Annotated in this window: 21 protein-coding genes; 14 read left to right on the top strand and 7 right to left on the bottom strand. The window is 35.9% G+C overall.

The features are described 5' to 3' along the window. The first annotated feature begins 9 nt into the window (after positions 1-9). The 3 genes from ACIQYS_RS06810 (at position 10) to ACIQYS_RS06800 (ending at position 4,034) form a co-directional block, all read left to right on the top strand. On the top strand, positions 10-1,347 hold the full coding sequence (locus tag ACIQYS_RS06810) for an ABC transporter substrate-binding protein (protein ID WP_402976585.1): 1,338 nt from the start codon (positions 10-12) through the stop codon (positions 1,345-1,347). Then, complete coding sequence (locus ACIQYS_RS06805; RefSeq protein ID WP_402976582.1) at positions 1,344-2,648, top strand: MBL fold metallo-hydrolase; 1,305 nt, start codon at positions 1,344-1,346, stop codon at positions 2,646-2,648. The genes ACIQYS_RS06810 and ACIQYS_RS06805 overlap by 4 nt, the downstream gene beginning before the upstream one ends. Positions 2,649-2,840: 192 nt before the next feature. Beyond that, positions 2,841-4,034, top strand: coding sequence for a glycosyl hydrolase family 18 protein (locus ACIQYS_RS06800; RefSeq protein ID WP_483880181.1), 1,194 nt, complete (start codon positions 2,841-2,843; stop codon positions 4,032-4,034). Positions 4,035-4,106: 72 nt separating this feature from the next. Here the strand turns inward: ACIQYS_RS06800 and ACIQYS_RS06795 are convergent, their stop codons facing one another. The 3 genes from ACIQYS_RS06795 to ACIQYS_RS06785 all read right to left on the bottom strand — a co-directional run bounded on the left by ACIQYS_RS06795 (position 4,107) and on the right by ACIQYS_RS06785 (position 7,666). Beyond that, entirely contained in the window at positions 4,107-5,381 is a 1,275-nt protein-coding gene (locus ACIQYS_RS06795; RefSeq protein WP_402976579.1) for a cation:dicarboxylate symporter family transporter, read from the bottom strand. 127 nt (positions 5,382-5,508) lie between these two features. After that, positions 5,509-6,414 (bottom strand): response regulator, encoded by a 906-nt coding sequence (locus ACIQYS_RS06790; protein WP_402976970.1) that lies wholly within the window; start codon positions 6,412-6,414, stop codon positions 5,509-5,511. A 10-nt stretch (positions 6,415-6,424) separates the two neighbouring features. Beyond that, on the bottom strand, positions 6,425-7,666 hold the full coding sequence (locus ACIQYS_RS06785; protein ID WP_402976576.1) for an ATP-binding protein: 1,242 nt from the start codon (positions 7,664-7,666) through the stop codon (positions 6,425-6,427). 279 nt (positions 7,667-7,945) lie between these two features. Between ACIQYS_RS06785 and ACIQYS_RS06780 the strand changes: the two genes are divergently transcribed. Together ACIQYS_RS06780 and ACIQYS_RS06775 are read left to right on the top strand one after the other, a co-directional pair. Next, positions 7,946-8,473, top strand: a complete 528-nt coding sequence (locus ACIQYS_RS06780) for a GNAT family N-acetyltransferase (RefSeq protein ID WP_402976573.1) — start codon at positions 7,946-7,948, stop codon at positions 8,471-8,473. A gap of 163 nt (positions 8,474-8,636) precedes the next feature. Beyond that, positions 8,637-9,086 (top strand): DUF1569 domain-containing protein, encoded by a 450-nt coding sequence (locus ACIQYS_RS06775; protein ID WP_402976570.1) that lies wholly within the window; start codon positions 8,637-8,639, stop codon positions 9,084-9,086. Positions 9,087-9,321: 235 nt separating this feature from the next. Here the strand turns inward: ACIQYS_RS06775 and ACIQYS_RS06770 are convergent, their stop codons facing one another. Continuing rightward, positions 9,322-9,660 (bottom strand): zinc ribbon domain-containing protein YjdM, encoded by a 339-nt coding sequence (locus tag ACIQYS_RS06770; RefSeq protein ID WP_402976567.1) that lies wholly within the window; start codon positions 9,658-9,660, stop codon positions 9,322-9,324. 177 nt (positions 9,661-9,837) lie between these two features. Beyond that, the gene (locus tag ACIQYS_RS06765) at positions 9,838-11,376 is read right to left on the bottom strand and encodes a malate:quinone oxidoreductase (protein WP_402976564.1); all 1,539 of its coding nucleotides are present in this window, start codon (positions 11,374-11,376) and stop codon (positions 9,838-9,840) included. Between the two features lie 278 nt (positions 11,377-11,654). Between ACIQYS_RS06765 and pgeF the strand changes: the two genes are divergently transcribed. Then, positions 11,655-12,419 carry a peptidoglycan editing factor PgeF gene (gene pgeF, locus ACIQYS_RS06760; RefSeq protein ID WP_402976562.1) on the top strand — a complete coding sequence of 255 codons (765 nt, stop codon included), beginning with the start codon at positions 11,655-11,657 and terminating at the stop codon, positions 12,417-12,419. Between the two features lie 66 nt (positions 12,420-12,485). Here pgeF and ACIQYS_RS06755 read toward each other — a convergent pair whose 3' ends face one another. Next, on the bottom strand, positions 12,486-13,475 hold the full coding sequence (locus ACIQYS_RS06755) for a VanW family protein (RefSeq protein WP_402976560.1): 990 nt from the start codon (positions 13,473-13,475) through the stop codon (positions 12,486-12,488). A 272-nt stretch (positions 13,476-13,747) separates the two neighbouring features. On the opposite strand from ACIQYS_RS06755, the gene ACIQYS_RS06750 reads away from it, so the two are divergent. From ACIQYS_RS06750 to ACIQYS_RS06740, 3 genes are all read left to right on the top strand, one after another. Further along, complete coding sequence (locus ACIQYS_RS06750; RefSeq protein ID WP_402976558.1) at positions 13,748-14,587, top strand: methyl-accepting chemotaxis protein; 840 nt, start codon at positions 13,748-13,750, stop codon at positions 14,585-14,587. A gap of 98 nt (positions 14,588-14,685) precedes the next feature. Then, on the top strand, positions 14,686-15,429 hold the full coding sequence (locus tag ACIQYS_RS06745) for an SDR family NAD(P)-dependent oxidoreductase (protein WP_402976555.1): 744 nt from the start codon (positions 14,686-14,688) through the stop codon (positions 15,427-15,429). Between the two features lie 160 nt (positions 15,430-15,589). Continuing rightward, complete coding sequence (locus tag ACIQYS_RS06740; RefSeq protein WP_402976552.1) at positions 15,590-16,504, top strand: EamA family transporter; 915 nt, start codon at positions 15,590-15,592, stop codon at positions 16,502-16,504. Between the two features lie 46 nt (positions 16,505-16,550). On the opposite strand, the gene ACIQYS_RS06735 is transcribed toward ACIQYS_RS06740, so the two are convergent. Further along, the gene (locus ACIQYS_RS06735) at positions 16,551-17,048 is read right to left on the bottom strand and encodes an LURP-one-related/scramblase family protein (protein ID WP_402976549.1); all 498 of its coding nucleotides are present in this window, start codon (positions 17,046-17,048) and stop codon (positions 16,551-16,553) included. Between the two features lie 129 nt (positions 17,049-17,177). Between ACIQYS_RS06735 and ACIQYS_RS06730 the strand changes: the two genes are divergently transcribed. The 5 genes from ACIQYS_RS06730 (at position 17,178) to ACIQYS_RS06710 (ending at position 20,559) form a co-directional block, all read left to right on the top strand. Then, positions 17,178-18,041, top strand: coding sequence for a helix-turn-helix domain-containing protein (locus ACIQYS_RS06730; RefSeq protein ID WP_402976546.1), 864 nt, complete (start codon positions 17,178-17,180; stop codon positions 18,039-18,041). A 64-nt stretch (positions 18,042-18,105) separates the two neighbouring features. Next, positions 18,106-18,471 carry a VOC family protein gene (locus ACIQYS_RS06725; RefSeq protein WP_402976967.1) on the top strand — a complete coding sequence of 122 codons (366 nt, stop codon included), beginning with the start codon at positions 18,106-18,108 and terminating at the stop codon, positions 18,469-18,471. Between the two features lie 248 nt (positions 18,472-18,719). Beyond that, positions 18,720-19,373: a GntR family transcriptional regulator gene (locus ACIQYS_RS06720; RefSeq protein ID WP_402976543.1), complete on the top strand. Its 654-nt coding sequence runs from the start codon at positions 18,720-18,722 to the stop codon at positions 19,371-19,373. Between the two features lie 116 nt (positions 19,374-19,489). Beyond that, positions 19,490-19,897: a CidA/LrgA family protein gene (locus ACIQYS_RS06715; RefSeq protein WP_402976540.1), complete on the top strand. Its 408-nt coding sequence runs from the start codon at positions 19,490-19,492 to the stop codon at positions 19,895-19,897. Beyond that, on the top strand, positions 19,867-20,559 hold the full coding sequence (locus ACIQYS_RS06710; protein ID WP_402976537.1) for an LrgB family protein: 693 nt from the start codon (positions 19,867-19,869) through the stop codon (positions 20,557-20,559). Before ACIQYS_RS06715 ends, ACIQYS_RS06710 begins: the two co-directional genes overlap by 31 nt. Positions 20,560-20,709 lie beyond the last annotated feature (150 nt).

Genomic DNA, 20,709 nt, shown 5'->3' with positions numbered 1-20,709 from the left:
GATTTAAACATGAAAAAACTATCTTTATTATTGTTTGTTATGATGGTAAGTGTATTGATAGCCGCTTGTAGTAACAGTAAAAACGAAAGCAATACTTCAACCGATGCAACAGAAGAAACAAAACCAACAGAAACGGCAAAAACAGAGGTAAGTGAACCAGTCGAAGTGGAATTTTGGCATGCAATGAGTGACACACATGAAAAATGGTTAGAAGATGCAACAGCAAAATTCAATGCTGAACATGAAAATATTACAGTAAAATTAGTAAACCAAGGTAGCTACGGCGATTTGTCACAAAAGTTATTAGCTGCTGCTAAAGCAAAAACTTCTCCTACCATTGCTCAAGCTTACGCTGAGTGGATGACAGATTATAATAAAAATAACTTGGTAGTAGACCTTGCTCCAATGATTAACGGAGAAAATGGATTCTCTGCTGATCAAAGCTATGAAGATATTAGCGAAGTTTTCCGTAACGATAATACGTTTGGCGATAAAATCTTAGGTTTACCATTCAATAAATCATCACGTGTACTTTTCTACAACAAAACGTATTTTGAAGATAACGGCTTAACACCTCCTACAACATGGGATGAGTTAGCTACTGCAGCTAAAACATTAACAAAAGAAATTGACGGTAAAAAAGTTATTGGAATGGGCTTCGAAAACGGAATGGGTTCTGAACTTAGTATGTGGATTGAACAAGCAGGCGGAGATTTCGTTGATGAAAAAGAAGGAAAAGTGTTATTTAACTCAGAAGCTGGTTTAAATGCTTTAACATTTATCGATACAATGCTTAAAAACGGTTCTGCTCGTATGGCTGGTGAAGATGGTTACATGTCTGGTCCTTTCACGAGAGGTGACGTTGCAATGTATATCGGTTCAAGTGCTGGTATTGCCTATGTAGCAAAAGATGCTGGAGATATGGCTTGGTCGACTACTCCACTTCCAAAAGGTGTAGAACAAGCTGCTCCTTTCCAAGGAACAAATATCACGATGTTCGCTAACAGCACAGAAGCTGAGCAAGCCGGAGCATTTGAATACATGAAATACTTGATTACACCAGAAAACACTGTAGATTGGGCGAAAACAACAGGCTACCTGCCAGTTCGTGAATCTGCTCAAAAGGGTGCGGATTGGACATCTTTCATTGAAGCAAACGAGCCATACCAGGCAGGTAATGCTCAATATGCATACGGATTTATCGATGTTCGTCTACCTGGATCTTTTGCAATGAAAAATGCTATGCAAGCAGAATTAGATAAAATGCTATATGAAAACGCAACGCCAGCAGATACTTTAGAAGCAATGAGCACAAAAGCTCAAGAAGCATTAGATCAAGCTAAATGACAGTAGAAAACCCTATCAAAAACAGTAATACTACCATTCAATTTTATGCTGGCTTAAAAACAATCGGTGGAACTATTTTTGAAATAAAGTACAAAGATGAAAGATTTATAGCAGATTTTGGGATGATTTTTCAAAACAAAGAGGGCGTGCAACTGCGCCCTCAAACTACCATTTCAGAATTGCAAGCAATTGGTGTGATTCCCCCAATTAGCGGTGTGCTGAAAACGGATGAGATTGATGAAAATGTAACAATCGCAATCTCTCATTTACACCTAGATCATATAGGCTTGTTACAATATGTACACCCAGATGTACCGATAATCATGAGTGAAGGTAGCAAAACATTGTATGAGCATTTGCATACAATTGGTGAAGAGCCGAATGTGGATGTAGAACGACAAGTGAAGAGTGTGCCATATCATCAACCTATATTAGTATCTGAACATATACAAGTAGAGTTTTTCCCAGTCAATCACGATGCACCAGGTGCTTCCGCAATGCGAATTATAACCCCAGATACAACGATTGTTTACACTGGTGACGTACGTCTACACGAAGCGGATATAGATACGGCAAATTTACCAAAAGTCGCTGGATCACCTGATCTTTTAATCATTGAGACAACTAACGTACAAGAGGAATTTCTCGATGTAAACCCAGTCATTCCTAGTGAGAAAGACGTATTAATACAAGCTTTACTGAAGATTGATACACCAATAGTTTTTAATATATATCATCGAAATATTAAGCGTTTGGAAATATTAATAGAAGCAGCAAGACAAAAAGAAAAACTAATTGTCTTTGAACCTGAAACGGCTTATTTAGTACAGGCATTCCAAATGGAAGCCCCTCATGTACGTTTTTTACAAGTCGAACAAAGTGATTCTAGAATAAGCGACCTAATCCATACGATCCAACCCATTACATTAGCAGAATTGAATCGTGACTTTTCACAAGTATGGCTTCAGTCTTCGTATCACCATATAACTACACTACAGCAGTTGCCTGTTAAAGGTGCTACGTATGTGCATTCAAATGGTGTGCCACTAGGAAGCTTTGACCCGGTGTATAATGAGTTATTGGAATGGATTGACAAGCTTGAGATGGAGCTAGTTGTCTTAGGCGTATCTGGTCATGCAGCCGCTGCGCAAATAAAATGGTTAGCAGATAGCATGCAAGCAAAAGTAACTATTCCGTTACACGGTTTCACTCCAGAGTTGCTGCAAGGACCATATGAAACCTTCTTGCCTGAAACCGGAATCATTTATCCAATTTTTGCATTAATAGATGAAAAAAATTAAAAACAAGAACTCACCTCTCATGGTGGGTGCTTGTTTTTTTTTTAACAGAATCGGTCCATTAGTTATGAATAAAAAAGCAATAACATAAGGTTAAAAGAATCATTAAAGTGGAGATGAGGGATTTCTATATTCATTTATGTTGTTAAAACAGGCGACTCTTTATTTTCCATTGCAAACAAATACCAAGTTTCAATGGATAGTGTACGGGGCATTAATGGTTTAACAACGGACAAATTGGTAGTAGGACAGGATTTACTTATACCAACAGATATGTACACAGTGCAGCCAGGAGATTCACTTTATATTATTTCCCGAATGAGTTTCATTCCGATTGAAAAAATAAGCCTCTTTAATGGCTTACATTCAGATGTATTAATGGTTGGAACGAAGCTTTATTTGCCCCCAAGAAAAAAGTACAGTGCTGAAAATTTTAGCTATTTAACGCCATCGACACCTGAAAGAAATACTATGCTCGTACAGAGTTTTGCACCTATTAATACTTTTTTAGGCATTTTTGAACATCATATTTTAGCAAATGGAAGTTTGAGCACATTAGATGATCAGCAAATTATTCGAACAGCACGTGCGAATAGAATAGCCCCTCTTGCCGTTGTAACAAATCTGACTTCTACTGGTTTTGACCCCGAGTTAACGCGGCGGGTATTAGGTTCAACCGAAATAAGAAATCGCGTTATCAACAATATATATCAGTTGGTTAAAAACAACAGCTACGCGGGAGTAAATATTGATTTTGAACTAGTACCGGAGGAGCTAAGAGATCTATATACTGGCTTTTTACATGCATTAAGAGCTAGATTAAAGCCAGAAGGATATTATACGTCTGTTGCAATTCCACCGAAGATGAATAATGATATCCCCTGGTTAAAAGGGTATGATTACGGCGGTATTGGAGCATCAGTAGATTTTGTCTTTATCATGGCTTATGACTTTCACGAAGCAAGTAGTCCGCCTGGTCCTGTAGCACCGATAAATGAAGTTAGAAAAACAATCGAGTTTGCACTTCAACATATGAACAGAAATAAGATTATTCTCGGTGTCCCGCGCTATGGGTACGATTGGACAATGGACAATGGAAATGCAGTCAGTGCTAGAGCAGTTTCTGTAGCTGAAGCAGTTGAAAATGCAATGATAGCTCAAGTACCTATCTCCTATTCTACCGAGTACCAGCAGCCCTTTTATCAATATTGGGATTCGAATGGGCAAAGACATATCGTATGGTATGAGGATTCCAGAGCTCGTGCTGAAAAACTCGAACTAGTAGTTGAGTATCGTTTAAAAGGTGCTGGAGCTTGGCAATTGGGATTACAATTTGCGCAGTCTGCAATCTTAGTTAAAGAGTTCTTCAATACAAAGAAGGTTCTATAAACAGAAAAATTAAGACAGATCTATCTAAAAAAACCGGCCTCCTAATGGATTGCCGGTTTCGTTCTTGTGAAGTTATGCTAGTTCGTCCATAGAAGCAACGTACTTTTCTTCTTTTTCTTTATCAAATCTACCTTCCCATTTAGCCATAACAACGGTTGCCAATGCGTTTCCTACAACATTTACAACAGTACGTGCCATATCTAATAGTCGGTCGATACCTGCGATAAACGCTAGTCCTTCTAAAGGAATACCTACTGTTCCTAACGTAGCTAATAATACAACGAACGATACGCCCGGTACACCAGCAATTCCTTTTGAAGTAACCATTAACACAAGCACTAACGTAATTTGTTGCATAATGCTTAAATCAATTCCATACATTTGAGCAATAAAAATTGCCGCAAGTGCTTGATATAATGTAGAACCATCTAGATTAAATGAATATCCAGTCGGTATAACAAACGATACAATATCTTTTGGAGAACCGAATCTTTCCATTTTCTCCATCACTTTTGGCAATACTGTTTCCGAACTAGAAGTTGAATATGCAAGGAGTAACTCGTCCTTCAACACTTTGATAAGATGGAAAATATTCACGCCAACAAGCTTGGCAATTCCACCTAGCACAACAATGATAAAGAAAATCATCGTCGCATAAACTAATATCATTAACTTACCGAGTGGTAATAATGATTCCAACCCAAATTTAGAGACGGTTACCCCGATCAAAGCAAACACACCAAATGGAGCGAATTTCATGATAAAGTTTGTCACCCAGAACATCGCATCTGCCGTTCCTTGGAAGAAGGCAAGAACTGGTTTTCCTCTATCTCCAATTGCAGCGATACCTAAACCAAATAAAACAGAAAAGAAAATAATCGCAAGCATATCGCCACTTGCCAAGGACTGAACAATATTACTTGGAACAATTCCTACAATAATATCCATGAATCCATGATTTTGTACTTCTTCCGTCGTTTGAACATATTGATCAATATTTCCTTTTGAAAGTGTCGACATATCTAAACCTTCACCAGGCTTGAAAATATTCGCCGCTAGTAGACCAACAATAATCGCAATTGTTGTCACAACTTCAAAATATATTAACGTTTTCCCACCAAGTTTACCTAGTTTCTTTATATCTCCAGTTCCTGCTACACCTAATATAAGCGTTGACACAATGATTGGAACAACGATCATTTTAATCATGTTTATAAAAATCGTACCAATTGGCTGTAAATAGGTTTCTACTGCCGGGTTACCAAAAAAGATAGCACCCACAATGATACCTAGGACAAGCCCAACTAGGATTTGATAGGCCAATGTAAATTTAAATTTTTTCTTCATCTGTAAGTCCCCCCTTAATTTAATGAAAACGCTTTCCTACTTTAAGAGTAAGCTTAAGGAATATTTTACGGTCAACCTACAAAATCCGACAAAATCCGACAAATATATTATTGAATACTTTTCAAAGTTATCTATTCGTCGGAATTTGTTGGTACTTTTCTTGTACTTCTAAATAGAGAACTTGAAGAAATTTTTTATTATTTACTTTCATTTTGGTAAAGCTTTTCCTTCCTTCTTGCATTTGAATCATTTGATTTCTGATTTCTTGAAAATCAAAATAACGAGGGGCATAATGTTCAAATTCCGGATTTGTGTAATCTATGGCACCTAGAGAAGCTACGTTGTTCATCGCAGTTAGTATTGTCCGACGTAAGCGTTGTTCCATTGCTTTACTTTCCTTTTGGATATTGGATGAAGCAATTCCTGATTGTGTCGCAACGGCTTCGTATAATTTTTTTAACGGGGGCAATTGGGGCATTAAATCATGTTGATCGAACAGAAACTCTATCATTGCTACGATGTCATCACTACCTACTTCTCCAATTACGCCCATATCACTTAATATGGAATAGACGATTTCTTTCACACTTTGTTTTTTATAAACTGGTTTAGATGGAGTAGTAATATTCGCCAAAGATTCTCTAATCGCAAGTAGCGAATCTTGCAATCGAAATTGTTCTGCCGTTTTTCTTAAAATACTATGAACTTCAATTCGATTAATCGGTTTATGGATAAAAAATTCTACCCCTTTTTCATAAGCTTCGCCGACCATTTCTTTATTCACAACTTGAGAGATCATGATAAATTGCCCTTGGTATCCCTTTTTTCTTAACTGTTCGATTGTTTCAATCCCGTCCAATTCAGGCATTAAAAAGTCGATTAACACAACATCTGGGTGCATGGTAGAAATTAGGGATAGTGAGCTGCTACCACTTTCTGCTTCACCAATTACTAAACCAAGATCCCCTTCTGTTATTATTTGTTTTAGCATTTTTCTGCTTGCTGTATCGTCATCTACTATAAAGTAACGCAGGTTGTTTCACTCACTTTCTTAAATTGTTCGTTGGGATTTGGATTTGAAAAACCGTTCCTTCTTTCATCGTTTCCACGTGTATTGCGCCTGTTAACGTTTGAGTAATATCTTTTACATGTGATAGACCAATCCCAGTCGCGGCAACTCCTTCGTCATTATACTTTGTCGTATATCCCGGTTCAAAAATAATTGTTTTATCTTCTTCCGGAATTCCTTTTCCGGAATCTTTTATCGAAAAATAAGTATAACTAGATTCTTCATACATGTTTATATGTATTTCTCCTTTATCCGAAATAGCTTCTACGGCATTAGCCACTATATTGTTTAGTAAAGCTAGTAATGGAATTTGTTGATCTGTTTCAAAATCAGTCTCTGTTGACATGGAAAAGTGAATATGTTTCCTTAATAACTCGCTATATTTTTCATTTGCATGAATTACGAGTTGAAGTACTTCTGACATCCGGATTGGGTTATCTGTCTCTCCATCTGTCATGTTCTTCAACCCTGCTAAAATTCGTTGGGAATCCTTTTTTACTTCATGAACTTCCTGCGCAATATGTAATGCTTGGACGCTTAATTCGTGCAAATCCTGGTGCTTTAATTTTCGGTACAAGTCATGACTAGCGGCGGTAATCTGCTCCATATGATTCATCGATTTTTGCAAATAAAGCGTTTCCGCATAAAGCTCAGAATTTACGCCAAGCATTTCTTCCATCCGTTTCTTTTGCTCCGTAATAGCAATGGAGCTATAGAGTCCTACGACAAAATAGCTTCGAAGTACTGCCACTCCTAGTAGTAATGCCCATTCTTCCAAGCCTAAATTCTCTCCATACATAAACCAGTTTCGTACAAGATGCTCTGCACCATTTGCGATAAATTCAAATCCAACGCCCCAGATCCCTAAAAGAAATGGAGTAGCTTTATATTTCTCCATATTTATCAATCGAAACCCTAGCGCGAACAAAAAGTAAAACATAAAAGCAGGCGCATGACTCATGAGACTTAACTCAAATGAATCTTCATATATCAATTTATCCCTTACCATACGAGCAATCACAACAGCGATTCCCGTAATAGACCCAGTGAAGAGGAGCGAGGCGGGTGGTCTGATAAGAATAAGTAAAAAGAACGTTATACTCCCTAAACCAAAACGAAAATCTTCTCCACTAAAAGGTATAACCTTAAACTCACTTGCCAATACAGTCAACAGGACAGTCAGAACGATTGCAAACTTACTATTTCGTAAAATCATGAAACCCTCCTGAAAGGCTTATTTATTAGTTTGAGTATAACATCGAACAATAGAGATGAAAAAAAGACGAAACATACATTCATTAATCCGCTCACTTGAATGGTACAAAACACAAATTAAACACACAAATGGAAAATTTATTTGAGATTGAAACTCCTATTGGTTTTAAACGTATTAAAGTCAAGGGACAGGATACTTGAATAAAATCTTAAAGGAGATTTGCAAAGTTAAAGAATTTTACAAAATGTGCTATTTATGAAATAGAAAGAGGGAGTTATTATGGCGATAAAGGGAAAATTTTTGTACTTAAGACCTATTAAAGATGAAGATATGCAAAGTATCTATAAGTCTTGTCAGGATGAAGAGTTTCTATATATGACTGGCACACGTAAGTCATTTACACTTGATGAAATTATTGATAGTTATAAACAGTTTAGCAAAGACCCCACAAGATATGATTTTGCCATTTGTTTATTGGATAATAATGAAATAATAGGTGATTTAGCCATCTTAGACATTGACCAAGACAATAAAAAGGCGGGTTTTAGAATATCACTACATAGTAAAAATACTTTGAACAAAGGTTATGGTACTGAAGCAACTCAACTTGCACAAAAATTTACTTTCGAGGAGCTTAAACTAAATCGTTTGGAATTAGAGGTGTTTTCTCACAATATTCGTGGCATAAAAGCATATGAAAAAGCAGGATTTAAAAAAGAAGGAACATTGAGACAATCCCTTTACATGAACAATAAATACTCTGATGAAGTCCTTATGGGAATGCTTCAAGAAGACTACTATAAATAAAGAGTATTCACAGCACTTCTGATATCAACCGTATTTTTGTGAAACACTTCACTTAAAGTAACGGGGGAGTTTAGTTTAAGTGTGTTGTTTAACTTTTGTTCAACTATCGGTCCAAATAAGTTATGAAGGTTGGCTCATTTATAATTAAAGGGGATATGCACTAATGAAAAATATTTTTAATCCTATGGTTACAGCAGAAATTTTAAAGCGTATTGACAAATTGAGTCCAAATTCACAACCACAATGGGGTAAAATGGATGTTGCCCAAATGTTAGCGCATTGTTCATCTTTCCAAGACATTGCAATGGGAAATTCTTTTCCACCAAGGAGTTGGTTAGGAATAATAGTAGGGAGGTTTGCAAAACAAATCATTTACAATGACAAGACATTGCCCCATAATATGTCTACTATTCCAACCATTTTGATTGCAGATGATAGAGAATTTGACACAGAAAAAGAAAAGCTTAAACAAAAAATTATCACATTCCAAAATAACGGACCAGAGAAGTGCACAACTCATCCTCATCCTTTTTTTGGAAAACTAACTTCTGAGCAATGGGGTAAAGGAATATACAAGCACCTTGACCATCATTTTAAACAGTTTGAAGCTTAAACATTGAAAAATAAAATGAAACGATGTGCATCGTTATTTGAAGAAAGTATCTCTAAACCGAATATCGAAATAGTTATGGCTTAGTTCTCCCTTGAGCAAGAACTAAGCCATCTTATGTGTCATAAGATATAGGAATTACTATGTTAATTTTGCTAATTGGAATGTTATTTTGAATGTTTGTACCACTGAACTGAACGGGTTATACATTCATACGCTTCCCCTTTTTTTCCAACTTTTATGCCTTTTTAACAAATTCCGATTTTAACTTCATTGCACCAAAACCATCAATTTTACAATCGATATTATGATCCCCATCGACTAAGCGAATACTTTTAACTTTTGTACCTATTTTTAAAGTAGAAGAACTACCTTTTACTTTAAGATCTTTTATGACAGTAACAGAATCTCCATCATTTAATATATTACCATTCGCATCTCGAACAATTTGCGTATCTTCGTTTTCTTCTGCTCCGCCTACAGTCCATTCATGTGCACACTCTGGACAAACGAAAAGATTTCCGTCTTCATATGTATACTCTGAGTTACATTTCGGGCAGTTAGGTAGTTTAGCCATTTTTTATTTCCTCCATTACAAACAAGTTCTATTACGCCTCTATACTACCATGCCTAGTTATTTTGACAACTATTAACGAGACAAATAAGACCCCGTGAGTAGTCTAATATGCAAATAAAAAAGAATCACCCATCCAGTAAAAGGATGAGCAATTCTTTTATGCGTAAATCACTTTCATTATACTCTTTCTAATTCTTGCGTCTCTTCCTCGGAAGAATTTACTTGGTTCGGTAAGTCTTCGCTTAAACCAAGCGTCTTCGCAGTTGAGGCATGAATTTCACGGAAAAGGTCTGGGTTTTCCACTAGAGATCTACCGTAGGAAGGAATCATTTCTTTAATTTTCGGCTCCCACTCTTTTACATGTTGTGGGAAGCATTTATTGATTACTTGAAGCATAACGTGAACAGCAGTAGATGCACCTGGAGAAGCGCCTAGTAATGCAGCAACTGATCCGTCGGCCCCAGTGACAACTTCCGTACCAAATTGAAGCGTACCTTTGCCACCAGCTTCAGTATCTTTAATCACTTGTACACGTTGTCCTGCTACTACGATATCCCAATCTTCGCTTTTGGCGTTCGGAACAAAATCTCGTAATTCTTCGATACGTTGTTCTTTTGATAACATCAGTTGTTGAATTAAATATTTTGTTAATCCCATGTTTTTTGCTCCTGCCGATAACATTGTGAATACATTATTTGGCTTTACGGAACCTAATAGATCCATATTGGAACCAGTTTTTAAGAATTTTGGCGAGAAGCCAGCAAACGGTCCAAATAGTAATGATTTTTTATTGTCTATATATCGAGTATCCAAGTGTGGAACCGACATTGGAGGTGCACCAACTGCAGCTTTACCATATACTTTTGCATGGTGCTGCTCTACAATCTCTGGATTGTTACATACTAGGAATAATCCACTAACCGGGAATCCACCAATATGTTTACTTTCAGGTATACCTGTCTTTTGCAGTAAAGGTAGGCTTCCACCCCCGCCCCCGATAAAGACGAATTTTGCATTAAGATATTCGAGTTTACCGCCATCGCTCTTCACTTTCACTTCCCATAAGCCATCACTCGTACGCTTAATATCATCTACTTGATGGTTGTATTTAATATCTACGTTTTTACTCGCTAAGTGGTCAAACAACATACGGGATAAGGCACCAAAGTTAACATCTGTTCCAGAATCTATTTTTGTTGCCGCTATAGGTTTATCCAAAGTTCGGTCTTTCAACATTAGTGGAATCCATTCCGTCAGTTTCTCGGGATCATCCGAATACTCCATTCCTTCAAACAATGGATTATTTGAAAGCGCTTCAAAACGATTTTTCAAAAATTTCACATTTTGTTCCCCATGTACATAACTTATATGTGGCAATGGCATTATAAAGTCTTGCGGATTACGAATTAGATCACTTTCTACAAGATAAGACCAAAACTGTCTAGAAAGTTGGAACTGTTCGTTTATTTTTATCGCTTTGCTTATATCTACCGATCCATCTGGCTTTTCAACGGTGTAGTTAAGCTCACACAGTGCAGAATGCCCCGTTCCCGCATTATTCCACTCATTAGAGCTTTCTTCTCCTGGTTTATCCAGTTTTTCGAATACTGTAATTTTCCAGTCTGGTGCTAGTTCTTTCAGCAGTGTTCCCAAAGTTGCACTCATGACTCCGGCACCAATTAAGATAACATCTGTTTTTGTTTGTCCGTTACTCATTTTTACCATATCCTTATATCCTAAGTTTTGTAGAAAGGATGTAGACGCTCCTTCTTTGGCGTTGCAGTAAGACAAGACGCAACCTAGGAACACATCTTTTCTGTATCAATATTCTTATTTAGTGTATCATAATTATTTCAAGATTAAAACATTTCCCTCTCATTCTCTCTTTTATATGGTAGTTTTAGTTATGGTTCTTCAGTGCCATCCCATAATGTTGAGGACCTTTTTATTTATCTTTCTCTGTGTACTACTATATATTTATATTAGGTGATGAGATGAAAACAAAAATATACTTAAATAATGATAAGTTTATTGCAGGAATGAGCTTGAAAAATAGGAATGAACTCGAAAACAACAATATGGCACTTCATGTATTTGAAAACCTAGATAATGTATTGGAAAACCGTAAGAAACTAGCTGCATCCTTACATTGCGAACTAGGGACATTCGTTTGTGCCAATCAAACGCATAGCGCTAATTTCCACCGAGTAACGCTAGATGACAAAGGCCGAGGCGCAGATCGAATGGATACCGCTATTGCTGATACAGATGCCTTGTATACGTATGAGCCAAATCTATTATTATGCAGCTTCACTGCTGACTGTGTCCCGGTAATTTTTTACAATGAATCGACGGGTCTCGTTGGTGTTATCCATTCCGGCTGGCAAGGTACCGTCAAAGAAATTACCTTGAAACTTTTTGAACATTTAACACAAATAGAAAAGTGTAATCCGAGCGATTTACACGTTCAGCTTGGTGCAGCGTTAAGCCAAGAAAAATTCGAAGTTGATGAAGATGTATATGTAAAATTTAAAGACCTTGGCTATGCGGATGATTTTATTTATTACAATGACGAAAATAATAAATATCACATAGACAATCAGCTAACCGTGAAAAAGCAATGCGAGTTGGCGAGAATACCGTCTGAGCAAATTACAATAGACCGTACTTGTACGTTTTTGAGCCCAAATGGATTCTCCTATCGACAAGACAAACAAAGTGGAAGACATCTGAGTTTTATTATGAAAAAAGGCGTTTGATCTAGAATAACCAGAAAAGCCCATTGATTTTAGACGTTGATGGGCTTTCCTATTTTCTTTACAGGCTCACTCTGCAGTAAGAGTATCTTCATATTTCTTCGACGTTCTTACTTCTATCGTAAGCAAACCATTCCCATAAATTGCTTTTACTAGAAAAGGCGCTCTACTTGTATTTTGAAATCTGAAATCTAATGAACCATAAGAAACAGTTGCATCTCTTCCTTTTGGCACATAGCCCACGTCCAATGAATGATGATGTCTTTCCACGTATTTTACCGGAAGTTGATCGACTACATTAAAAAGTGTGGAGGAAGTTTGGCAAACACCTCCACCGATACCCATGACAAGTTTCTTATTTATAATTTCCGGAGCGGGTTGATAACCATTTTCAGTATCTCTCGGTCCTGTCATCGTATTAAACGAGAAAATATCCCCACTTCCAACGACAACATTATTAATAGCCTTTGCTGAAAGTTCAATATTTTTGTTTCTGTCTACATCCGAGATATTAAAATAAGTTGTATAAGAAGCAATTAATACTTCCTCTAAATGAGGAATGTCTTCCACATAATAATCACTTTCTGTCACATACAAGGGAATTTTAACGTCGTTCCCATTAATTGATGCCTCTAGAACCCGATCTACCAATTCACTTTCTTTTAAAATAATTCTTGGGCTTCCTTTAACGATCTGACCGTCTTCGCCCATTCTATCAAGAACCATTCTCTTGTCATAACCTGCTTCTGTTTCTGTACCCCTTGCCAGTTCATAAGCTAATTGCTCAATTTCCTTTTTATAAGTTTCAAAATCTGTTTCGTACCCTAAATCTTGTGGTATTAAGGTTTTAATTATTTCTAGCGTATTTGGATCAATGATATTTACAACTAAAGGCTTTGTTTCCTTTTTAGTGTCTACTTTATAGGTTACAGGTGTTTTTAGCTCCTCCATCGGTTGTTTCTGTTCATCATCATTTTTTGCTAATTCTTCGTTTTTTTCTAGACAAGCTGACAGTCCTATAGAACATAAAACTAATACTCCAACCAACCATATTTTCACACTATCTTACTCCTGACTCTATGTTATTTCCCATTGACATCTTATTCGAGTATTAATGATAATGTGTTTAATTTGATTGATTTTAAGCACTGACTTGAAATCGATTGCCTAACGTTTTTACTATCTCCGGCGTCCAAGGTAAATCAGATTCGGTTTCGCTTTGGCGATTAATTATATAAAACGGCTTCTTATTTTTAAATTGTATTAATTAACAGAATATTCTAATTGCAGGTTATAATAATAATACAAAATTTTAGATTAGGAGAAATTATATGAGTACTTACAATACTGTTATACATCCGGAATTAGAAAGCATAGTGAATTTTGCACCTACTCTTAAAAAATTAGTTAATTCAGACGTTGCCTTAGTTATTTCGGATTGTGAAAAAATAGTTTATCAAATGTTCTCACACGAAATAAATTTTGGGGACATTAACAATAACAAGCTAACAGAACAAGATCCAATGTATACTGTTATACGAACAAAAAAAGTACAAGTAATGGATGTACCAAAAGAAATGTATGGAGTACCATTTAGAGGAGCTATTGCGCCTATAACTTCTAACACAGGTGAAGTTATTGGAAGTATATCTTTGAATACGAGTTTGAGAAATCAAACTCATTTAATCGAGGTTGCAGAGCAATTTACGATGTCATCAGAAGAAGTGCAAGCGTCAACAGATGAACTATCTAACACGGCTAATGAGTTGTTGAAATATATGAAAGATTTGTCAAATGCGCAAGCTGAGATGTTAAAGCAAGTAGAAAATTCATCCAAGATGTTAGAAATGATAAATAATGTAGCAAAAAATACACGTATTCTCGGATTTAATGCGGGTATTGAAGCAGCACGATCTGGTGAACACGGAAAAGGATTCAGTGTGGTTGCAAAAGAAATTACAAAACTTGCTGATTTAAGTGCTCAATCAGTTAAAGAAATCCGCCAATTGATGGATCTGTTAAAAACAAGGGTGGAACAAGTGAAAGATATTGTCAACGAAACGAACGGTATTTCTAACCAACAATTCGACTCTATAAACGAAATTTCTAGTGCAATGCATAATTTAACTTCGGTAGCAGAAGAAATAGAGCTATTGGCTAAGAAACTATAAACTTCCCTCATATTTGAGACACTTTAATTGAAGATATTTTAATATAGGATTACAATTAAATTGTTCACATTTTCAAAAAAATATCGGAGGGATACATTATGACTAACTTACAAAATAAAGTAGCAGTTGTAACAGGTGGGGCTTCAGGTATTGGTTTAGCAACCGTAAAAGCATTTTTAGACAAAGGCGCAAAAGTCGTCATTGCAGATTACAACGAAGAAGCTGGTAAAACAGTAGAACAACAATTGAAAGAAACTTACGAAAACGTACTATTCATACAAACAAATGTTGCAGATGAACAATCAGTTGAAAATGCTGTAAAAACAGCGGTTGATACATTTGGTCAATTAGATGTTATTTTCAACAATGCGGGTATCGGTATTCAAAAACCTACACATGAATTAACGGACGAAGAATACAAACGTGTTATCGCGGTTAATCAAGATGGCGTATTCTATGGTATTAAATATGCACTTATTGAAATGCTGAAAACAGGCGGCGGAGCAATCATTAACACATCCTCTATTTTAGGAACAGTCGGTGAACCAACATCCATCCCTTACGCAGCAAGTAAAGGTGCCGTAAACTTAATTACTAAATCTGTTGCACTTGAATATGCTGATCGCAATATTCGAGTAAATGCTGTTGCTCCTGGCTTCATCGAATCAGGTTTAGTAAACAAAGAGGCTTTAGGTGATTTCTATGATGGTTTAGTAGCAAAACACCCAATCGGTCGTCTTGGTAACCCCGAGGAAATAGCTCACGCAGTTGTCTTCTTAGCAGAAAATGACTTCGTTACAGGTACTACAATTCACGTTGATGGCGGTTATACTGCTAAGTAATATAGTTAGTGAAAAGCCGATCTTCTGGTCAATCAGAAGATCGGCTTTTTGTATCTCTAATCGTCAATTCTTATAGATCATTTTGGATAGGCGCAGCCAATCTTGTGCTTATTTATGATATAATAGTATGGTTGTTTTTGAGCAGCAAGGAGGTTTCATATTGAAACTAAATAAAGGTATTTTATTTATATTATTAGGTGCTTCATTTTTTGGTTTTACACCTATATTTGCTAAACTGGGATTCAGTTACGGTTACTCACTTGGTCAAATTAATATCGTTCAAATGACGATTTCCTTTATATTATTATGGTCTTTTACGCTATTGAAACGTTCTAGTTTCAAAGGACTTAATAAGAAGAAAATACTTCAAATAATGATTACCGGTTGTTTTATCGGGTTAACGAGTATTTTTTATTATGGTTCGATGCAATATTTGCCCGCTTCATTGGCCATCATTTTAATGTTCCAATTTGTTTGGATAGGGATCATTTTAGAATGGATTTTCAGCAAAATAAAGCCTGCTCCTATGACCATAATATCCATTATCTTGATCCTAGTAGGAGTCTTTTTTGCTTCAAATGTTTTAAATGGAGACATTCAAGGTCTTCCTTTGATAGGGTTCATTTTTGGGATTCTATCCGCATTCACTTATGCGGGATTTATTTTTTTCAGTGGAAAGGTCGCTGTCGATGTGGATCCATGGACTCGGAGCTCTTTGATGGTAACAGGATCAACCATTTTAGTGTTTGTCCTATTCATGCATGACATCCCATCTGTACTCCCTTTGGAGAAAAACCTGTTAACTACAGCCGTAGGAGTTTCGTTATTTGGAGCAGTTCTTCCACCACTATTTTTCGCAGTAGGTGCGCCTTTAGTTTCTGGAGGACTTGCCAATATATTAACATCCATTGAATTACCTATCGCAATCCTATCAGCTAGCATTATTTTGTCAGAAACGGTAACGCCGCTTCAGTGGTTAGGCACGGCTATTATACTTGTAGCCATCGTATTTAATGAGCTCGGTAGTAATATTTTTAGAATTAGGAAACATAAAAAGCAGGAAATCCATTCGTGATTTCCAGCTTTTTTTAATGTTATGTTAGTTTGGCTTCATCTCTACTTTACATCGTAGCCGCTGAGGAAGCAGATGATTGATCAGCCTTCACACAATCAATTGCGACAACAAGCGCAATGATGATGGCCTCCATCTCTTCATCCAATATTTGTACTTTGTAGCTATCGCCCCAAGTGAACCATTCCTTGCTTACTTTACCGACGACTTCGCCATGCTGCAACACCTGAAAATTCATATCCCACCAATTTCCATGTACCTGCATGCCTGCCGCATCAATCGTATAGCGTGCTTTAAAGAAGGAAAACTCCTTCTTAATCGCTAACACCTCTCGACCATTCACCTCAACAAAAAATTTCGGTAAAAAACTGAACACCTTTTTCGTAATGAGCGCGACTTCCTCTCTTGTTGTATCCATAATGGAGAACGTCTTTGGAATTTGCATAAAACTGCCTTCCACGTAATAAACATCCTGTTCCTGCTGATCTTTTACCGTAAATTTTTCACCTAGACTGAATACCTTTTGCTTTATATAAAGTTGTTTCACATTATGCCTCCTTCGATGCAGCATATTACTAAAAGTATACCATTGTTCTATCTTTCATAAGTAATATTTTCCATTATTCTGTATAATTAATATATCTGTAAATTACAGCACTTTTATGGAGGTCGTATTATGAATGATAATGCTTCAACAAATTTTGTTTTACATGCAAGAAGCAATCAATTTTACTGGGAAGGAAACGGCCAACTATCTATTAAGACATTCTCTAATGGGAAAGCACATTACAAGACCAGTAAAGGTTTTTTTGCTGTGGAGGAGAGTAGATACTTACTGCTTAATGAAGGAGATTACACAATTTCAATTGAAGAAAATAAGGAAGTGGAATCTTTTTGTTTATTCTTTAAAGATGGATTTGCAGAGGAAGTACTAAGATCATTTAGGGAATCAAACGATAAACTTCTAAGTGATCCTTTTAAGGATATGAGTTCTATCGGATTCTTTGAAAAAACATATCATACTAGTAAAACTCTTTCTTCTCAAATACATAATTTTAAAGAAAGCTTACCTCTTCTCGAGAATGATCCAGTTGGTTATGAAGAACAATTCCACAAGTTAATGCAAACTATTTTAAGCGGACATTTAAATACTTTAATGGAAGTAGATACATTGAGTGCAATACGTAATTCTACACGTGAAGAATTATATAGAAGGATTAGTACCGCCCATGATTACATAAGGTCTTTTTACAATAAACCAATTAAATTAAACGAAATAGCACAGGTTGCCTGCCTATCTCCAAACCATTTACTAAGAACTTACTCTCAAATATATGGGAGAACTCCTTTCCAACATATTTCAGAGTTTAGAATACTAAAAGCAAAAAAACTATTAACACAACTAGATTTTAATATGACTGATATAACATTTGAAATTGGATTACAAAACCCAGTATCTTTTAGCAAGATGTTTAAACAGCATGTGGGGGTTTCTCCTATTGAATTTAGAAAAAAGGTGATTTTGGATAAGAAATGCTAAGTTGATTCGTATATTCTTATAATGAAATGATATTTGAAAGGGGATATTCTCATTGAATAAAAGTATGATTCAAAAAGTCGGACAAATTGGGGTACCAGTTAAAGAGTTAGAAAAAGCAATACACTTTTATAAAGATAAACTTGGTCTTTCTCTTTTGTTTAATACTAATAGTATGGCCTTCTTTGAATGTAACGGACTACGACTCCTATTAAGCCTACCAGAAAAAGAGCAATTTGCTTATTCTAGTTCAGTTATTTATTTTCAAGTGGAAAATATAAAAAAAACGTATCAAGACCTAGTAAATAAAGAAGTTATTTTTATCGATGAACCACATATTGTAGCAAAAATGGAAAATACAGAAACGTGGATGGCGTTTTTTAAAGACTCAGAGAGTAATATTCATGCATTAATGAGTGAAATACAAGTTTAATAAAAACAATGAGGGACCGTTTAACAATGGTCTCTCATTATTTTATACCCCCATTTAACTCTCAATCAATAGATAGAGTCTTCTAACCTTTATCAAAGGTTGTAAAAAGATGAAACCAATGATATACTATTTTCATTGGTATCTGGTATACCAGATACCAAAAATTCTTTTCCTCTTTTCGGTAGATTACCAACAATATCGAAAATCCCTTAAGATCTAACTACTATTATGAAAAAGGGTGAAAACTGATGAGCTTCTTAAAAGCGGAACAACCTCAATTATTTAAGGATCATGCATATATAGAAATTAAAAAAGGAATCATTCAACACAAAGTCGAACCTGGATCCATGTTATATGAACGTTCACTTAGTGAAAGCCTTGGTATTAGCCGTACCCCATTAAAATTAGCTTTGCAACAGCTTGAACTTGAAGGTTGGATTCAATCTGTACCAAGAAAAGGGATTTTGGTAAAAACCATTAATAGACACGATGTTAATGAAGTTTTCCAGCTGCGAAAGGCTAATGAAGTATTGGTCATCGAACTACTGATTCCTCTTCTCGATGATGAAACTATCTATAAGATTGAGAAGATGGATAAACAACTATCCAACTTTAAGGAAGATCCTATAAAGTTTGTGTACTATGATACTTCTTTTCACTTGTTTCTAGCGGAGTTAAGTCAAAATAATCGACTACATCAATTAATTCAAAACCTCATTGACCATTTTAATTGGTATGGATTCGCTGCATTAAAGACAGGATTAAGCTTAGAGAAGGCTCATTACGAACATAAATTAATTATTGAGGGGCTAAGAGCAAGAAATTTACGCCAGACAACAGATGCTGTTTTGAGCCATCTTGATAACACATATAGCAGCATAATAGCAAATCTTAAGGAGTAAAAGGAAAAGACGAAAAGGTTAGAATCATTCATTTTGCTATGTATGATGATGTTCATTTTTTAGTCAATTTTAAACGAAAGAAGGGAAGTTGCTACCTAAAAGAGGAGCAACACAGCATGAAAAAAATTCTCAATATCCTTTTGCAAATATGTATTTTATTTATTTTTTCCTACATCGGAACCGTTATTCACAACCTATTTCACCTAGTCATTCCGGGTAGTATAATAGCTCTCCTATTTCTTTTCATTTGTTTATGCTTAAAAATAGTTCCAATAAAGTATATAGAGAATGGGGCAAGTTTTCTGTTAAGTACATTAATGATATTTTTTATTCCATCAACAGTTGGTATCATGAACTATCCTTCCTTACTTTCTATTCAAGGTGCATTGCTCGTTATAGCCGTTCTATTAAGTACTACCATCTCCATTGCTATAACAGGTAAAGCAAGTCAATTTTTGGAAAAAAAAGCTCAAAAAAGAAAGGATGATAAGAAATGCAACAAGTTCTCTTCGCATTCTGCATGATATTATTAACCTTTGTGGCTTATTTTTTCATGACTCAATTATATAAAAAGTATTCTTACTCCTTTTTAATTCCGGTTCTAACTGCAACTACTCTTATTATCGTTATCCTTTTAGTGTTTCATATTCCTTATAAAAACTATATGATTGGTGGACAATGGATTAGTTCCCTCTTAGGTCCATCCGTTGTAGCACTTGCTTACCCTTTGTATAAGCAACGTCATTTTTTAATAAATAACTTATTCCCTATATTAGGAGGAGTTTTGATAGGTGCAATTTCTGGAATGGTCAGTGTTGGCCTCCTAGCTAAGATAATCGGGATAGATCACACATTAATTCTTTCTATTATCCCTAAATCCCTTACTACTCCTGTTGCAATAGAAGTATCTAAAGGATTGGGAGGAAATACCTCGATGGCAATTGTTGGCGTTATGATTGCAGGGATCTTTGGTGCAATAGTAGCTCCTACTATCTTCAAAATTATGCGAGTGCATAGCCCCATCGGTAGAGGTATCGCTCTTGGTAGTGCATCACATGCCATGGGAACTTCTAAAGCTGCCGAATACAGTGAACTTACCTTTTCGATGAGCTCTGTTACGATGACATTGTGTGCGATCATTGGCTCCTTTTTAGGACCAATTGTCGTGTGGGTATTTCACATTTGAGAAACCCTCTCACGAATAAAATTTAGAATACTTATGTAAGAATTCAATTACCCTACTAAAGATAAGTCCAATTTCCTTTAAATGTTCTTTGGAAATTGGACTTTTTATCTGGCAAAATGGACTCACTTAGTTGCTAATGCTTAAAACTTT

Origin of the sequence: Psychrobacillus sp. NPDC096426, assembly GCF_044762745.1 — a bacterium.
Classification (GTDB): Bacteria; Bacillota; Bacilli; order Bacillales_A; family Planococcaceae; genus Psychrobacillus.
Note: the sequence above shows the minus strand (reverse complement) of the source record. Positions and strands in the feature narration are given on the sequence as shown.

What these genes read in the sequence shown, in the direction of transcription:
- ACIQYS_RS06800 (WP_483880181.1), top strand. Translation starts at nt 2,841, where the DNA reads ATGGATAGTGTACGGGGCATTAATGGTTTAACAACGGACAAATTGGTA.
- ACIQYS_RS06715 (WP_402976540.1), top strand. Translation starts at nt 19,490, where the DNA reads ATGAAAAAAATTCTCAATATCCTTTTGCAAATATGTATTTTATTTATT.
- pgeF (WP_402976562.1), top strand. Translation starts at nt 11,655, where the DNA reads ATGAAAACAAAAATATACTTAAATAATGATAAGTTTATTGCAGGAATG.
- ACIQYS_RS06810 (WP_402976585.1), top strand. Translation starts at nt 10, where the DNA reads ATGAAAAAACTATCTTTATTATTGTTTGTTATGATGGTAAGTGTATTG.
- ACIQYS_RS06720 (WP_402976543.1), top strand. Translation starts at nt 18,720, where the DNA reads ATGAGCTTCTTAAAAGCGGAACAACCTCAATTATTTAAGGATCATGCA.
- ACIQYS_RS06725 (WP_402976967.1), top strand. Translation starts at nt 18,106, where the DNA reads ATGATTCAAAAAGTCGGACAAATTGGGGTACCAGTTAAAGAGTTAGAA.
- ACIQYS_RS06710 (WP_402976537.1), top strand. Translation starts at nt 19,867, where the DNA reads ATGCAACAAGTTCTCTTCGCATTCTGCATGATATTATTAACCTTTGTG.
- ACIQYS_RS06780 (WP_402976573.1), top strand. Translation starts at nt 7,946, where the DNA reads ATGGCGATAAAGGGAAAATTTTTGTACTTAAGACCTATTAAAGATGAA.
- ACIQYS_RS06775 (WP_402976570.1), top strand. Translation starts at nt 8,637, where the DNA reads ATGAAAAATATTTTTAATCCTATGGTTACAGCAGAAATTTTAAAGCGT.
- ACIQYS_RS06765 (WP_402976564.1), bottom strand. Translation starts at nt 11,376, where the DNA reads ATGAGTAACGGACAAACAAAAACAGATGTTATCTTAATTGGTGCCGGA.
- ACIQYS_RS06770 (WP_402976567.1), bottom strand. Translation starts at nt 9,660, where the DNA reads ATGGCTAAACTACCTAACTGCCCGAAATGTAACTCAGAGTATACATAT.
- ACIQYS_RS06745 (WP_402976555.1), top strand. Translation starts at nt 14,686, where the DNA reads ATGACTAACTTACAAAATAAAGTAGCAGTTGTAACAGGTGGGGCTTCA.
- ACIQYS_RS06805 (WP_402976582.1), top strand. Translation starts at nt 1,344, where the DNA reads ATGACAGTAGAAAACCCTATCAAAAACAGTAATACTACCATTCAATTT.
- ACIQYS_RS06785 (WP_402976576.1), bottom strand. Translation starts at nt 7,666, where the DNA reads ATGATTTTACGAAATAGTAAGTTTGCAATCGTTCTGACTGTCCTGTTG.
- ACIQYS_RS06730 (WP_402976546.1), top strand. Translation starts at nt 17,178, where the DNA reads ATGAATGATAATGCTTCAACAAATTTTGTTTTACATGCAAGAAGCAAT.
- ACIQYS_RS06750 (WP_402976558.1), top strand. Translation starts at nt 13,748, where the DNA reads ATGAGTACTTACAATACTGTTATACATCCGGAATTAGAAAGCATAGTG.
- ACIQYS_RS06795 (WP_402976579.1), bottom strand. Translation starts at nt 5,381, where the DNA reads ATGAAGAAAAAATTTAAATTTACATTGGCCTATCAAATCCTAGTTGGG.